At 60.5% G+C, this 14,569-nt stretch carries 11 protein-coding genes; 8 read left to right on the forward strand and 3 right to left on the reverse strand.

The window, feature by feature from the left end; translation table 11 throughout:
* Nucleotides 1-66 precede the first annotated feature (66 nt).
* The 6 genes from DQN55_RS01210 (at nucleotide 67) to DQN55_RS01235 (ending at nucleotide 8,431) form a co-directional block, all read left to right on the forward strand.
* Complete coding sequence (locus DQN55_RS01210; protein ID WP_048381107.1) at nucleotides 67-2,310, forward strand: heavy metal translocating P-type ATPase; 2,244 nt, start codon at nucleotides 67-69, stop codon at nucleotides 2,308-2,310.
* A gap of 16 nt (nucleotides 2,311-2,326) precedes the next feature.
* Nucleotides 2,327-3,190, forward strand: a complete 864-nt coding sequence (locus tag DQN55_RS01215) for a LysR family transcriptional regulator (protein WP_048381105.1) — start codon at nucleotides 2,327-2,329, stop codon at nucleotides 3,188-3,190.
* Between the two features lie 119 nt (nucleotides 3,191-3,309).
* Complete coding sequence (locus DQN55_RS01220) at nucleotides 3,310-4,386, forward strand: putative 2-aminoethylphosphonate ABC transporter ATP-binding protein (protein ID WP_048381103.1); 1,077 nt, start codon at nucleotides 3,310-3,312, stop codon at nucleotides 4,384-4,386.
* Between the two features lies 1 nt (nucleotide 4,387).
* Nucleotides 4,388-6,112 carry a putative 2-aminoethylphosphonate ABC transporter permease subunit gene (locus tag DQN55_RS01225; protein ID WP_048381102.1) on the forward strand — a complete coding sequence of 575 codons (1,725 nt, stop codon included), beginning with the start codon at nucleotides 4,388-4,390 and terminating at the stop codon, nucleotides 6,110-6,112.
* A 44-nt stretch (nucleotides 6,113-6,156) separates the two neighbouring features.
* Entirely contained in the window at nucleotides 6,157-7,179 is a 1,023-nt protein-coding gene (locus DQN55_RS01230; RefSeq protein ID WP_048381100.1) for a putative 2-aminoethylphosphonate ABC transporter substrate-binding protein, read from the forward strand.
* 124 nt (nucleotides 7,180-7,303) lie between these two features.
* Nucleotides 7,304-8,431 (forward strand): TIGR03364 family FAD-dependent oxidoreductase, encoded by a 1,128-nt coding sequence (locus DQN55_RS01235; protein ID WP_048381098.1) that lies wholly within the window; start codon nucleotides 7,304-7,306, stop codon nucleotides 8,429-8,431.
* 46 nt (nucleotides 8,432-8,477) lie between these two features.
* Here DQN55_RS01235 and DQN55_RS01240 read toward each other — a convergent pair whose 3' ends face one another.
* Entirely contained in the window at nucleotides 8,478-9,842 is a 1,365-nt protein-coding gene (locus DQN55_RS01240) for a GTPase/DUF3482 domain-containing protein (protein WP_048381095.1), read from the reverse strand.
* On the reverse strand, nucleotides 9,835-11,214 hold the full coding sequence (locus tag DQN55_RS01245; RefSeq protein WP_048381093.1) for a DUF2868 domain-containing protein: 1,380 nt from the start codon (nucleotides 11,212-11,214) through the stop codon (nucleotides 9,835-9,837). The genes DQN55_RS01240 and DQN55_RS01245 overlap by 8 nt, the downstream gene beginning before the upstream one ends.
* 91 nt (nucleotides 11,215-11,305) lie before the next feature.
* On the opposite strand from DQN55_RS01245, the gene DQN55_RS01250 reads away from it, so the two are divergent.
* On the forward strand, nucleotides 11,306-11,818 hold the full coding sequence (locus DQN55_RS01250) for a dihydrofolate reductase (protein ID WP_048381091.1): 513 nt from the start codon (nucleotides 11,306-11,308) through the stop codon (nucleotides 11,816-11,818).
* A gap of 63 nt (nucleotides 11,819-11,881) precedes the next feature.
* On the opposite strand, the gene DQN55_RS01255 is transcribed toward DQN55_RS01250, so the two are convergent.
* Nucleotides 11,882-13,273 carry an L-cystine transporter gene (locus tag DQN55_RS01255; RefSeq protein WP_048381089.1) on the reverse strand — a complete coding sequence of 464 codons (1,392 nt, stop codon included), beginning with the start codon at nucleotides 13,271-13,273 and terminating at the stop codon, nucleotides 11,882-11,884.
* Between the two features lie 219 nt (nucleotides 13,274-13,492).
* Here DQN55_RS01255 and DQN55_RS01260 point away from each other — a divergent pair, with 219 nt between their 5' ends.
* Nucleotides 13,493-14,548, forward strand: a complete 1,056-nt coding sequence (locus DQN55_RS01260) for an HAD family hydrolase (protein ID WP_048381087.1) — start codon at nucleotides 13,493-13,495, stop codon at nucleotides 14,546-14,548.
* Nucleotides 14,549-14,569: the final 21 nt, after the last annotated feature.

Consider the following 14,569-nt stretch of genomic DNA (forward strand, 5'->3'; position numbering starts at 1 on the left):
ACTTGACCCTATAGTGGCTACAGGGTCTTTACTTGGCAACAGGCACCTTCTAATGGACACAACCTGATGAGCGATTCCATTCACACTCCGCACAAGCATGAACACGACAGCGGGCACAGCCACGATCACGCGCCTCATGCGCACAGCTGCTGTTCGTCTGCGTCAGCCCCGAGCGTGGTGAAACTGAGCGCTGCCCCGACGGCGGGTTCGCGCCTGAGCACTTTTCGCATTGAGGCCATGGACTGTCCGACTGAGCAAAGTCTGATCCAGAACAAACTGGGCAAGCTGGCGGGTGTACAGCAACTGGAATTCAACCTGATCAATCGGGTGCTGGGTGTCACCCACGACCTGCCGTCGACCGATCCGATTGTGGCAGCGATCAAATCCCTTGGCATGCAGGCCGAACCACTGGAACAGGGCGCCGATGCCAGCCCCCCGGCAGCGCCTGCGCCGAAGAAGCACTGGTGGCCGCTGGCCGTGGCCGGTGTCGGCGCGTTGGCCGCTGAGGTGTTGCACTTTACCGACGCGGCACCCACTTGGGTGATCGCGCTGGTGGCGCTGGCGTCGATCCTTAGCGGTGGCCTGACCACCTACAAAAAGGGCTGGATCGCCCTGAAAAACCTCAACCTGAATATCAACGCGCTGATGAGCATCGCGGTGACGGGCGCGATTTTGATCGGCCAATGGCCTGAAGCGGCGATGGTGATGTTCCTGTTTACCGTGGCCGAACTGATTGAAGCCAAATCCCTCGACCGCGCCCGTAACGCCATCAGCGGCCTGATGCAAATGGCGCCGGACAAAGCCACCGTGCAGCAAGCCGATGGCAGCTGGGTTGAGCGTGAGGTGAAAGACATTGAACTCGGCGTGGTGGTGCGCGTGCGCCCCGGCGAGCGTATCGGCCTGGATGGCGAGGTGGTGTCGGGCAACTCGACCATCGATCAGGCACCGATCACCGGCGAAAGCTTGCCGATTGAGAAAACCGTGGGTGACAAAGTGTTTGCCGGCACCATCAACCAGGCCGGCTCGCTGGAATATCGGGTAACGGCCGCCGCCAACCACTCGACACTGGCCCGTATCATCCACGCGGTGGAACAAGCCCAGGGCGCGCGGGCGCCGACCCAGCGCTTTGTGGACAGCTTCGCCAAAATCTACACCCCGGTGGTGTTTCTGTTTGCGTTGGCGGTGGCGGTGATCCCGCCGCTGTTGATGGGTGGCGTGTGGTTCGATTGGGTTTACCGCGCGTTGGTATTGCTGGTGGTGGCATGCCCGTGTGCGCTAGTGATCTCGACCCCGGTGACCATCGTCAGTGGTCTGGCAGCAGCGGCGCGTAAAGGGATTCTGGTCAAGGGTGGGGTGTACCTCGAAAGCGGGCACAAACTCGACTATCTGGCCCTCGACAAGACCGGCACCATCACCCACGGCAAACCGGTGCAAACCGACTACCTGCCGCTTGATCCGCTGGTAACCGAAAGCGCCGTGTTGCTGGCCGCCAGTTTGGCTACCCGCTCGGATCACCCGGTTTCATTGGCGGTGGCCAATGCGGCTGTGGATAAGAATTTGGTGTTGCGCGCTGTGGATAACTTCACGGCCCTGAGCGGGCGCGGTGTCCGCGGCGAGATCGACGGTGAGTTGTACCACTTGGGTAACCACCGTCTGGTTGAGGAACTGGGCCTTTGCTCGCCTGCGCTCGAACAAAAGCTCGATGCTCTGGAGCAACAAGGCAAGACCGTGATCCTGCTGTGCGACCGCTCTGGTCCGCTGGCGCTGTTCGCTGTGGCCGATACCGTCAAGGAAACCAGTCGCGAAGCGATCCGCGAGTTGCATGAACTGGGGATCAAGACCCTGATGCTGACCGGTGACAATCCCCACACGGCCAGTGCCATTGCCGCACATGTGGGCATCGATCAATCCCAGGGCAATTTACTGCCGGACGATAAGCTCAAAGCCATTGAGGTGCTGTCTGCCCAAGGGCATCACGTCGGCATGGTCGGTGACGGCATCAACGATGCCCCGGCCCTGGCTCGCGCCGAAATCGGTTTTGCGATGGCCGCGGCGGGCACCGATACCGCGATAGAGACCGCCGATGTAGCCCTGATGGACGACGATCTGCGCAAAATACCCGCATTCATCCGCTTGTCACGGCAGACCTCCAGCATCCTCAAACAGAACATTGCCTTGGCATTGGTCATTAAAGGGATCTTTCTTGCGGTAACCTTCCTCGGTTTGGCCACCATGTGGATGGCCGTGTTTGCCGACATGGGCGTGAGCCTGTTGGTGGTGTTCAATGGCTTGCGCCTGTTGCGCAAGTAGATCAAGAGAGGCCGCAGTGCTGAGTGCAGAGCTGAAAGCGTTTTACCGGGTGGCCCAATTGGGCAGCATTACTCAGGCCGCGAAAAAGCTCGGGCTCAGCCAGCCGACCGTGACCACACAGATCCGGCACCTTGAAAGCCAGTACGCGGTAGAGCTGTTCTATCGCGGCGGACGGCGCCTGACCCTCAGTGATGAAGGCGTGCGCCTGCTGCCGATGGTCAAGTTGCTGTTGCAGCAAGAGGCCGACATTGAGTTCTTCTTGCGCAATAGCGGCCAGGGCGCGGGCACGTTGCGCATCGCCGCGACCGCACCGTATTACATCCTCGATCTGGTCAAAGCCTTTCGCGCCCGGCTGCCGCAGATTCAGGTATCGGTGGATATTGGCAATTCCCAGCAGGTGCTGGAGGCGCTGGAGGAATACCGGGTTGATGTGGCCGCTTCATCGCAGTTGCTCGAGGATTCGCGCTTGATTCGCCGGGTGCTTGGCAGCGATCCGCTGGTGCTGGCGGTGCACCGCAATCACCCCTTGGCCGCGTTTGAGCATGTACCGCTCAGTGCCTTGGCCGGACATTGCCTGTTGATGCGTGAAGAGGGCTCGACCACACGCCAGTTGACCGAAACGCTGCTTGGAGCAGCAGGTGTGGGGTTTGGCCCGTTGCTGGAAATTGGCAGTCGAGAGTCGATTCGCGAAGCGGTATTGCGCAACATCGGGATCAGTATCATCGCCCGCCAGGAAGTCCCCCATGATCCGCAGCTGCGCGTACTGACCCTGGAAAATGCGCCAGTGATCCATGAGTACCTCTACTGCCTCAAAGAGCGTAAATCCGCACGCTTGCCGGCAGCGTTTCTTGGATTGGCGCAGGAAATGGCCCCGGCTTGATTCTGGCTGTGGCTATCCCAAATCCGCCAATACGACTATCGGCAGCTTTTACCTTGTTGCCACATCTTGTACGCATTGCCTCTCTAGGATGACCTCCATCTGCTTGATGAGGTGCATCCATGAACCGTTCGAACACCACCGCTTTGACCCAACCCGGCGCACCGATGAAAGTGCGCAATGTAAGCAAGCGCTTTGGCGCCTTTACTGCGCTGGATGATGTGTCGCTGGATGTCGCTGCCGGCGAGCTGGTGTGTTTGCTGGGGCCGTCCGGCTGTGGCAAGACCACTTTGCTGCGCTGCATTGCCGGGCTGGAGCGTCAGGACAGCGGTGTGCTGTACCTGGGTGATCGCGATGTGTCCGACCTGGCACCACAAGCGCGGGATTACGGGATCCTGTTCCAGTCCTACGCGCTGTTTCCCAACCTGAGCGTCGAAGCCAATATCGCATACGGCCTGGCCGGCAGTAATCGTGACGTGGTGCGCAAGCGGGTTGGCGAGATGCTGGACCTGGTAGGCCTAAGCGGCAGTGAAAAGAAATTCCCCGGCCAGCTCTCGGGTGGCCAGCAGCAGCGGGTGGCCCTGGCTCGTGCCTTGGCGCCAGCGCCTTCCTTGTTACTGCTCGACGAACCGATGTCGGCTCTCGACGCTCGGGTTCGCGAGCATCTGTGCACTGAGTTGCGACAGCTGCAACGTCAGCTGGGCATCACCACGTTGATGGTGACCCATAACCAGGATGAGGCCATGTTAATGGCCGATCGCATTGCCGTGATGAACAACGGCAAGGTCGAGCAGTACGCGACACCACAAGACATCTACGACAAGCCGGCCACCCCGTTTGTCGCCGAATTCGTCGGGCAAGGTAACTGGCTGCCTTTTCAGCGCAGCAGCGATAGCCACGCCAACGTTGGCGGCATGAGCATGCGTCTGGCCGCCGGTGCCGGGCAGGCTGCCTCGGGGCGATTGTTCTGCCGTCCGGAGGCCATCAGCGTCAATCCGCTGCTGCATGAGGAAAACCTGTTTCCGGCACGGGTTCGCGAGATCACCTTTCTTGGTAATCGTTGCCGCATGAGCTTTGAGCTGAACCAGTTGCCCGGCCATGCGCTGACTGCTGAGGTCGGTAGCCAGGACCTGCCGCGGCTGGGGGCACAGGATATTTTTGTGGCCTTGCCGCCAGAAAGCCTTCAGGTGTTTGCCTGAGATGGCTGCTGATATGGCGCTGCCAATACCAGGCAAATTGAACCGCAGCAGCTCGCAGGCGCAACTCGGCGATAAGATTTTTGTGGTCGGCGGCAAGCTGCTGTTACTGCTGCTGTTGAGCATTGCGGTCTTGATGCCCTTGCTGGCGATTTTCTGGCGGGGCTTCAGTGCTGAAGACGGTCAGGGTGGCGGCTGGGTGGCAGCGCGTGAGTTGGTCACCAGCGATAATTTTCATTGGTTGCTCGGTAACAGCCTTAAGGTTTCGCTCAGCGTAGCGGCGATTGTCGTACCGCTTGCCTACCTGTTTGCCTATGCGCTGCAGCGCACCATGATCCCCGGAAAACGCATCTGGCGCGGGTTGTCACTGCTGCCGCTGATGGCGCCCTCGATGTTGCCCGGCATTGCGCTGGTGTACCTGTTCGGTAATCAGGGCATGTTGCGCGGACTGGTCTCGGACAACATTTACGGCTTCTGGGGCATTGTTCTCGGGGAAGCGATTTATACCTTCCCTCATGCATTGATGATTTTGCTTTCGGCGTTGTCGCTGGCCGATGCGCGTTTGTTTGACGCCGCCTCAAGCATGGGCGCGGGACCGTTCAAGGCGTTTCGCAGCATCACCTGGCCGGGCACCAGGCAGGCTGTGTTTGCAGCATTCTGTCTGGTGTTCACCCTGACCATTACGGATTTCGGTGTGCCGGTGGTGGTGGGTGGCGATTATCAAGTGCTGGCGCTGGAAGCCTACAAAGCCGTGGTTGGCCAACAACAGTTTGGGCGCGGTGCATTGATTGGCATGGTGCTGTTGTTGCCAGCGCTGTTCAGCTTCGGGGTCGATGCCTGGTTGCGTCGTCAACACGGCGACTCGATGAGCGGCCGTGCGCAAGTGTTCAAACCGGTCCCGTCGAAAGTCCGTGACCGCTGCTACCTGGCCATCGTGATGCTGATTTGCGCCGCCTTGCTGCTGGTGTTCGGGATGGCGGTGTACTCGTCGCTGGTGAAGTTCTGGCCTTACAACCTGTCGCTGTCGCTCAGTCACTACCAGTTCAACGACACCGCTGGCGGCGGCTGGCTGGCCTACCGCAATAGCGTGACCATGGCGTTGTGCGCTGCCCTGATCGGCACGGTGGTGATCTTTACCGGCGCGTATCTGATGGAAAAAACAACCGGTCAAAAGGGTCTGAATCTGGCGCTGCGCATGCTCAGTTTTGTCCCGATGGCGGTGCCGGGCCTGGTGCTGGGCTTGGGCTACGTGTTCTTTTTCAACATGAGCGGCAACCCGCTGCATGTGCTCTACGGAACCATGACGCTGCTGGTGGTGTGCACCATTGCTCACTATCTGACCACCGCACAAATGACCGCGACCACGGCCTTGCGCCAGCTCGATAGTGAATTCGAAGCGGCTGCGCTGTCCCTCAAGGCGCCGCTGTATCGCCACTACTGGCGTGTCACCGTGCCGATTTGCCTGCCCGCGTTGCTGGATATCGTGCGCTACCTGTTTGTCTCGGCGATGACCACCGTCTCGGCGGCCATCTTCCTCTACAGCCCCGACACCATCCTTGCGGCCGTGGCGGTGCTGAACATGGACGACGCCGGAAACGTCGGCGGTGCGGCGGCCATGTCGACCCTGATCCTGTTCACCTCGGCGGGCGTCTCCCTGCTGCTGGCCTGGGCTTCGCGCGGCTTGCTGCGACGCTCCCAAGCCTGGCGGCAAGGTGTCCCTGCGCAATGATTCGTGGCTCAACCTACGCTCCCACAACCTCAAGGAACCGCATCATGTTCAAGCCTCTTGCTCTTGCCGCTGCTGTCCTCACCGCTTTTAGCCTTAACGCTTTTGCCGCCAAAACCGAATTGACGGTCTACACCGCTCTCGAGGCCGAGCAGTTGAAAACCTATAAGCAAGCCTTTGAGAAGGCGTATCCGGACGTGGGCATCAAATGGGTGCGTGACTCCACCGGCATCATCACCGCCAAACTGCTGGCCGAAAAAGCCCGCCCGCAGGCAGATGCGGTCTGGGGACTGGCGGCTTCAAGCCTGGCGATTCTCGACCAGCAAGGCATGTTGCAAAACTATGCCCCCCAAGACCTGGACAAGATCGGCGCCAACTACCGCGATGCAGCCAATCCTCCGGCATGGGTGGGCATGGACGTATGGGCCGCGACCATTTGCTTCAACACCATCGAGGCTGAAAAACAGGGCCTGAGCAAACCGGTGAGCTGGCAGGACCTGACCAAGCCTGAGTACAAGGGCAAGATCGTGATGCCCAACCCCGCATCGTCGGGCACCGGCTTCCTGGACGTGAGTGCGTGGTTGCAAACCTTCGGTGAGAAGCAGGGCTGGCAGTTCATGGACGACCTGCACCAGAACATCGGGCAGTACGTTCACTCCGGCTCCAAGCCCTGCAAACTGGCAGCGGCAGGCGAATTCCCGATCGGGATCTCGTTTGAATACCCGGCGGTGCAGCTCAAGCGTCAGGGTGCACCGCTGGACATCGTGTTGCCAAAAGAAGGCCTGGGCTGGGAGATCGAAGCCACGGCGGTGATCAAAGGCACGCCACACGAAGAAGCGGCGAAGAAGCTGGCTGACTTCTCTGCCAGCCCGGCAGCGATGGAGCTGTACAAGGAAAACTTCGCCGTACTGGCGCAACCGGGGATCGCCAAGCCGCAAACCGAATTGCCAGCGGACTACGAACAACGCCTGATCAAAAATGACTTTGCCTGGGCTTCGCAAAACCGCGACAGCATCCTCGCTGAATGGCGCAAGCGCTACGACGGCAAGTCCGAGAAAGCGGCGCAGTAATTTTGCAGCTACGTAAATCCTTCAGGAGCGAGCTTGCTCACGATGCGGTGTCACGGACTCATCGCCGGGAGCCCATCGTGAGCAGGCTCGCTCCTACAGGGGGTTTGCCCTTCAGGATGTGATCATGACTCAACAGATTCTTATCGTAGGCGCCGGTATTCTCGGGTTGTCCCATGCCTATGCCGCCGCAAAGCGCGGGTTAAAAGTCCGGGTCTTCGAGCGCACCAGCACGCCGCTGGGCGCCTCGGTTCGCAACTTTGGCCAAGCGCTGGTGACCGGCCAGCCTCCAGGCGTAATGCTCGATCTGGCACGTGCAAGCCGGGCCATTTGGGGTGAGTGGGCGAAGCACGCCGGGTTCGGGCTCAAACGTAATGGTTCATTCCTGTTTGCCCGCACCGAGGCCGAAGAGCATCTGCTGGAAGCCTTTTGCCTAGGTCGGGCTCAAGCGCACGGTTATCGTGCCGAATTGTTGCGGGGGCGCGATCTGCGGGGGCTGTATGACGGCCAGTTCAGCCATCACCGTGCGGCCTTGCACGGGCTGGACGATCAGCAAGTGTATTCGCGTGAGGCCATTCCGGCGTTGATCAACTATTTGCACCGTGCGTTGGGGGTCGAATTTCACTTCTCGACACTGGTACGGGAAGTCGAACCAGGTTGCGTCCACACCACGGCGGGCAGATTCAAGGGCTCACAGGTGATTGTGTGTTCGGGGCATGATTACCAAACCCTGCTGGCCGAGCCGTTGGCCCGACTCAACCCGCGTATCTGCCGTCTGCAAATGCTCCGTGTCCGCCCGCAGGTGGATTTGAAGTTGCAGCACGCGCTGCTGACCGGTCTGAGTTGTGTGCATTACGGCGCCTTTGCCGATCTGCCGCAAGCAGCGGCGGTTCAGGCTGAAATTCTGCGGGACAGCCCGCATCTGGACCGGCACGGCATCCATTTGCTGATCAGTCCTACGCCTTACGGTGAACTGATCATCGGCGATTCTCACGACTACAGCAGCGATCCTTCGCCCTTCAATGGTGAACAGGTCGACAACTGGCTTTTGCAGCTGTGTGAAGAAACGCTGGATTGCCGGGTGCAAGTCGTCGAGCGCTGGCAGGGGGTTTATGGTGCAAAAGGGGCCAGCCCCTTCACGTGGCTGGAGGTGGCCCCCGGCTTGAATGCGGCGCTGATGCACACTGGCGTGGGCATGAGTGTGGGACCGGCGATGGCAGAGAGCAATATCGCCAGGCTATTGGGGGAAAAGTGATGGCGCACGCTCAGCAACGCAGCCTGCGGCGGCGACCGGGGAGGGTTCAGATCTGCTCCGTCAGCGCTTCGATCTGTTCCTGGCGTTCGGTCTGGCTCAGCTTGGGGTGCGGGTTGAGCGACGACCATTGCGGGTGGGCGCGGGCTTTATTCAGAGCCTCTGGGAGTTTGCCTTCGCGCCAGGTTTTATCCTGAGGCATGGCGACCTTGATACTGTCGACTGCAGCATGCCCACGGGCATTCAAGGCGTGGACCAATTGACGTTGGCGCAAGGCGAGCAAGCGCAAAACGCTGTCATCCACGGTCAGCTCGCGCTGCCCCTTGAACTTGCCCAGCAAGCGGCTGCCATAGCTGCGGGCCGTTTGCAGCGCGCCTCCGGCGATGGCCCCGGCCAGCGCTGCAGCGCCCAGTGTCAGGCCGCCCACCATCAAATCCACCCCTGCACCGGCGGCGGCACCCGCCGCAATACCACTGCCCACCCGCACCCCCAATTGCTTGAGGGTTTCGGGATTGAACAGGTCATCGCCCCAGCGTCCGTCCAATAGCGGCAAGTCACCGGCGGCGGCATCACTGGTCCGGAATCCATACAGCTTGAGCAGGGCTTCGACACAACGCTGCTCACGCTGGCGAACGGCCTGGCGCAGCTCGCCGATGGCCTGTTGCTCGACGGCTTTATCGTTGACCACGCTGCGCCGGCAGGCGGCGCAGTCGATCAAAAGTTCTGCGATAAGGCGCAAGGCACTCTGTTGCCGGGCCTGGCGTTGCGCTTCTTGATCCGTAATCAGCCGCTGCAGGGCGTCACGCGAATGTTCCAGCAATAACGCCAGGCTTTCATACAGGCGACGTTCGCCATCTTCAGGAGGTGCCACGCTGTCAAAGCGCACCAGCGCATGCAGGCCCAGCCGGGCCAGGGCGTCGCGCCATTCGGGTTCGCGGTGCTGCGGGCTGCTGACAAAATTGAGCACCGGCAACAGCGGCTTGCCGCAACTGGCCAGGACGCTGAGCTCGTCACGGTATTTGGCCAGCACCGGTTCGCGGGCATCGATCACGTACAGCCCGGCATCCGAAGCCAGCAGTTGGCGCAGGACTTTGGCTTCTTGTTCAAACCGCTGCCGGGCCTCGCTGCCGTCCAGAAAGCGTGCCACCCGGGCCGGGCCATCGAGGCGTTCGCCGGGGCGGTCAAGGCGCTCCAGGTAGTCGAGCAGGGCAATGGCGTCTTCCAGCCCCGGCGTGTCGTACAGCTCCAGCAGCGGGGTACCGTCCACTGATAGGCGTGCGCCTTCGACATGGCGTGTGGTACTGGGGCGATGGGACACCTCGCCGAACCCGACATCGCGGGTCAGCGTACGCAGCAATGAGGTTTTACCGACATTGGTGTGGCCGACCACGGCCAGCGTCAATGGCTTAGTCATGGCCTGTCTCCAGCCAGTTCAAAGGAAGGCTGGTGGCGAAGGGCAACCCCAGTTGTTTCAGTGCGGTGTGCCAGTCGCCAAGGCGGTCAGCGTCGAGCGCTTGGCCGGGCGGGGCTTGCAACAGCCATACACGGGTGTCCGCCGCACTGCGCGACAGTTCGCCAATCAATGCCAGGCTGCCGCGATCCGGCGAGCGGCGCGGGTCGCAGGCGATCACCAGGCGGGCAGGGGGAAAGCGGGTCATTTGCTCCAGCAACTTTTGCCGGGATTCGCGGCTGTCGAGAATGCCTGCGTCCATGATCGCGTCAGGTAGCTTCGGCGGCCAAGGGTGCTGATCATCCAGCTCGATGGCCACGATCAAGGCGCCATTGGCGTGCAAGTCGGTGTGCCCGGCCTGCACGTCGGGCAATTGCTCGGGGGCGATGTCATTGACGCCCAGACGTTCGCTGCTGGGCATCAAGCGTTCGCGCAATGGGCTATAGCCGGGAAGACTCAGGTCCAGTTGCAGCGCATTGCGCCCGGTTATCCAGCGCCACGCGCAAAAAGCGCAGAGCAGCAGGCGCGGGATCACGCCATAGACAAGCAGTACGCCCACCAGCCAGATCGCCCAAGCCTGACGCAACAGTTCGGAATTGTAGCTGGTGTCATTGCTGACGCGGATCATCTCCGCGGTGGGTACGTTGAAGCCCAGTAAACCGGGCAGGGCGCCAAGGGCACGGGTCACGGTGACGAACACGTCGGCGCCGAGAATCGTGGTTTCCCAGATGAAGCCGTAGCGGCGGGTGGCCATGAGCAACAGCATCATCACCAGCGCGCTGAGCATCGCCAGCAGCCACAGGCCATTGACCAGCGTGCCGAGCGCCCAGCGATTGAGCTTGCGCCGTTGCAGCAACAGCAGCAGGGCGGGCGCCAATTGCGCGGCTTTAGCATCGCGCGCGAGTTTTTCGCTGAGCCACAACCACACGCGACCGAGGCTGGCGCCCTGTTCACCGGCGAACAGCAGGCTCAGGCCCCAACTCACGAGTAATACCAGATTGAGCCCGAGCAAGCTGCCCAGCGCCCAGAACACATTGACCGGGCCCTGGCCGTCACCCAGCGCGGCGAAGGCCAGCCCGGCGCCGCTGAGTATGGCGAGGACAACCAGAACCAGCAGCGCCAGGCGTGCGCCCTGCAGCCAATGCTGCAGGGCGCCGAGCAAACCATCACGCTCGGCCAGCCACAAGGCTCGGGTTTGCAGGCGCGCGGCGAGGTCGCCGCCAGCGCTGCGGGCATGACGGTTGGCTTCAAGGTCATCCAGCGGGCCGGCATGTTCTTCGCGCAAGCGCACGGTTTCGGTCAGCCAGAGGCGTTGCAGTGGGGAAAGTTGAGTCACGCGACATTCCATTCAAGTGAGCCGTGAGCATAACCGCTGTTACGTCGGGCAGGGTACTGCCTGCAGGGATGGCTCTGGTATCCTCGCCGGCATGAAAAAAACTCTCCCCCTCAGCCTGATCGCAGCCCTCGGTGAAAACCGCGTGATCGGCGTCGACAACAGCATGCCGTGGCATTTGCCGGCGGATTTCAAATATTTCAAGGCCACCACCTTGGGCAAGCCGATCATCATGGGTCGCAAAACCTGGGATTCCCTGGGTCGCCCGTTGCCCGGTCGGCTGAACCTTGTGGTCAGTCGTCAGACCGACTTGCAGCTCGAAGGTGCCGAAGTGTTTGCCACACTTGAGGCCGCCGTTGAGCGCGCGCAAGCGTGGGCACACGAGCAGGGCGTGAGCGAGGTAATGCTGATTGGCGGTGCGCAGCTGTACACCCAGGGCCTGGCAGATGCCGACCGGTTGTACCTGACGCGAGTGGGCCTGAGCCCGAAAGGCGACGCGTGGTTCCCTGAGTTTGATCAGGCGCAGTGGACGCTGGTATCGCAAGAGCAGCATGCAGCGGCGGATGACAAGCCGGCATTCAGCTTTGAGGTCTGGGAAAGGGCTTGAAGTAGCCACATACCCTGCAGGAGCGAGCAAGCCCGCTCCTGCAGGGGCACAGGCGTGCAGGGCTTAGGCGTGCGCCAGGTCCCCATGATCGTCTTCGGCCAGAATGGCCTTGTCGGTCTGGTTCATGATCTGGCTGGTCACCGTGCCCGCCACCATCGCACCGCTGACGTTCAATGCGGTACGACCCATGTCGATCAACGGTTCGACCGAGATCAACAGCGCGACCAGCGACACCGGCAAGCCCATGGCTGGCAGCACGATCAGTGCGGCGAAGGTCGCCCCGCCACCCACACCCGCCACACCGGCCGAACTCAGGGTCACAATCGCCACCAGTGTCGCGATCCACAGCGGATCCAGCGGGTTGATGCCCACGGTAGGCGCTACCATCACCGCCAGCATTGCCGGGTACAAGCCTGCACAGCCGTTCTGGCCAATGGTCGCGCCAAAGGAGGCGGCAAAGCTGGCGATGGACGCCGGGATGCCCAGGCGGCTGGTTTGTGCCTCAATGCTCAGCGGAATGCTGGCTGCGCTCGAACGGCTGGTGAATGCAAACGTCAGAACCGGCCACACCTTGCGGAAGAATCGCAGCGGGCTGATACCGGACAGCGACACGATCAAGGCGTGAACCATGAACATCAACGCCAGGCCGATATAAGACACCACCACAAAACTGCCCAGCTTGATGATGTCCTGCAGGTTGGATGTGGCGACCACTTTGGTCATCAAGGCCAGCACGCCGTACGGGGTCAGTTTCATGACCAGACGTACCAGACGCATCACCCAGCCTTGCAGGGTGTCGATCGCGTTCAGTACCTTGCTGCCTTTTTCCGGTTCATCCTTGAGCAATTGCAGGGCGGCGACGCCCAGGAACGCCGCGAAAATCACCACGCTGATGATCGACGTAGGTTTGGCCCGTGCCAGATCGGCAAAGGGGTTCTGGGGGATGAACGACAGCAGCAATTGCGGCACATTCAGGTCTGCGACCTTGCCTGCGTAATCGCTCTGGATAACTTGCAGGCGGCTCATTTCAGCTGCGCCCGCCACCAGTCCGTCAGCGGTCAGACCGAAGAGGTTGGTCAGGCCGATGCCCACCAACGCTGCGATCATGGTGGTGAACAGCAGCGTACCGATGGTCAAGAAGCTGATTTTACCCAGCGACGAAGCGTTATGCAGGCGCGCCACGGCACTCAGGATCGAAGCGAACACCAACGGGATCACGATCATTTGCAGCAGTTGCACGTAGCCACTGCCGACCAGATCGAACCAGCCAATGGAGGTTTTCAAGGTCGGGTTTTCGGCACCGTAGATCAGGTGCAGGCCCAGACCAAAGACGACACCGACGACCAGTGCCAGCAGGACTTTTTTCGCCAGGCTCCACGCGGTGTGACGGGTCAGCGACAAGCCGAACAGCAACGCGAGGAACACCAGCAGATTGAGGATCAGCGGGAAATTCATGAAAGCTCCGAGGGGCGACTTGTACCAGTCTTTGGCTGCAACAATAGCGAACCGGAAATCCTAACAGGTTGATATATCTACAAATATACCGATGTGGAATGAAGACCTAGGTTTTTGGAATAAGACATTGGCGCAGACAAGACGATAGCGGTCGTGTCCGAGTTAAAAAATGTCATGCCGGTTTGTTAGCGTCGATGCCTTTAACGAGGAGCATAGCTGATGAAACTGACTGCCAAGTTGATCGCTGTAACCCTTTGTCTGGGCCTTACGGGCCAGGCGTTGGCCACCGAGCTCAAGCACTGGCCCGCCGACCAGGCGAAACAGTTGGAAGCCATGATTGCTGCCAACGCGAACAAAGGTAACTTCGCGGTCTTTGACATGGATAACACCAGCTATCGCAACGATCTCGAAGAAGCGTTGTTACCTTATATGGAAAACAAGGGCCTGATCACCCGAGAAAGCCTCGACCCGTCACTTAAACTCATCCCGTTCAAAGACACCGCCGACCATAAAGAAAGCCTGTTCAGTTACTACTACCGCCTGTGCGAAGTGGACGACATGGTGTGCTACCCGTGGGTGGCGCAGGTGTTTTCCGGTTTCACCCTGCAGGAACTCAAAGGCTACGTGGATGAGCTGATGGCCTCGGGCAAGCCGGTGCCGGTGACGTACTTTGAGGGTGATGCGCTCAAGACCTCCGAAATCCAGCCACCCAAGGTGTTTACCGGTCAGGTCGAGTTGTTCAACAAACTCATGGAAAACGGCATTGAGGTCTACGTGATGACCGCCGCCTCGGAAGAGCTGGTGCGCATGGTCGCGGCTGATCCCAAGTACGGCTACAACGTCAAACCGCAGAATGTGATTGGCGTGAGCACGCTGCTCAAGGACCGTAAAACCGGCGAATTGACCACCGCTCGCAAACAGATCAGCGCCGGTACATATAACGAAAAGGCCAACCTGGGACTGGAACTGACTCCGTACCTGTGGACCCCGGCGACATGGATGGCGGGCAAGCAGGCCGCCATCCTGACCTACATCGACCAATGGAAAAAGCCGGTGCTGGTGGGTGGCGATACGCCGGCCAGTGATGGCTACATGCTGTTTCACGGCGTTGACGTGGCCAAGGGCGGGGTGCATTTGTGGATCAACCGCAAAGACAAATACATGGCGCAACTGGAAGGCATGATGGCCAAAAATGCGGCGGCGCAGGCCAAGGAAGGGCTGCCGGTGACGGCAGACAAGAACTGGGTGATCGTCAAGCCCGACCAGATCCAGTAGCTGATATAAAAAATCCCGGCA

Source organism: Pseudomonas taetrolens (assembly GCF_900475285.1).
In the GTDB taxonomy this organism is placed as follows: Bacteria; Pseudomonadota; Gammaproteobacteria; order Pseudomonadales; family Pseudomonadaceae; genus Aquipseudomonas; species Aquipseudomonas taetrolens.

Coding starts and splice junctions, on each gene's coding strand:
- DQN55_RS01210 (WP_048381107.1), top strand. CDS start 67: ATGAGCGATTCCATTCACACTCCGCACAAGCATGAACACGACAGCGGG.
- DQN55_RS01220 (WP_048381103.1), top strand. CDS start 3,310: ATGAACCGTTCGAACACCACCGCTTTGACCCAACCCGGCGCACCGATG.
- DQN55_RS01225 (WP_048381102.1), top strand. CDS start 4,388: ATGGCTGCTGATATGGCGCTGCCAATACCAGGCAAATTGAACCGCAGC.
- DQN55_RS01230 (WP_048381100.1), top strand. CDS start 6,157: ATGTTCAAGCCTCTTGCTCTTGCCGCTGCTGTCCTCACCGCTTTTAGC.
- DQN55_RS01235 (WP_048381098.1), top strand. CDS start 7,304: ATGACTCAACAGATTCTTATCGTAGGCGCCGGTATTCTCGGGTTGTCC.
- DQN55_RS01240 (WP_048381095.1), bottom strand. CDS start 9,842: ATGACTAAGCCATTGACGCTGGCCGTGGTCGGCCACACCAATGTCGGT.
- DQN55_RS01250 (WP_048381091.1), top strand. CDS start 11,306: ATGAAAAAAACTCTCCCCCTCAGCCTGATCGCAGCCCTCGGTGAAAAC.
- DQN55_RS01255 (WP_048381089.1), bottom strand. CDS start 13,273: ATGAATTTCCCGCTGATCCTCAATCTGCTGGTGTTCCTCGCGTTGCTG.
- DQN55_RS01260 (WP_048381087.1), top strand. CDS start 13,493: ATGAAACTGACTGCCAAGTTGATCGCTGTAACCCTTTGTCTGGGCCTT.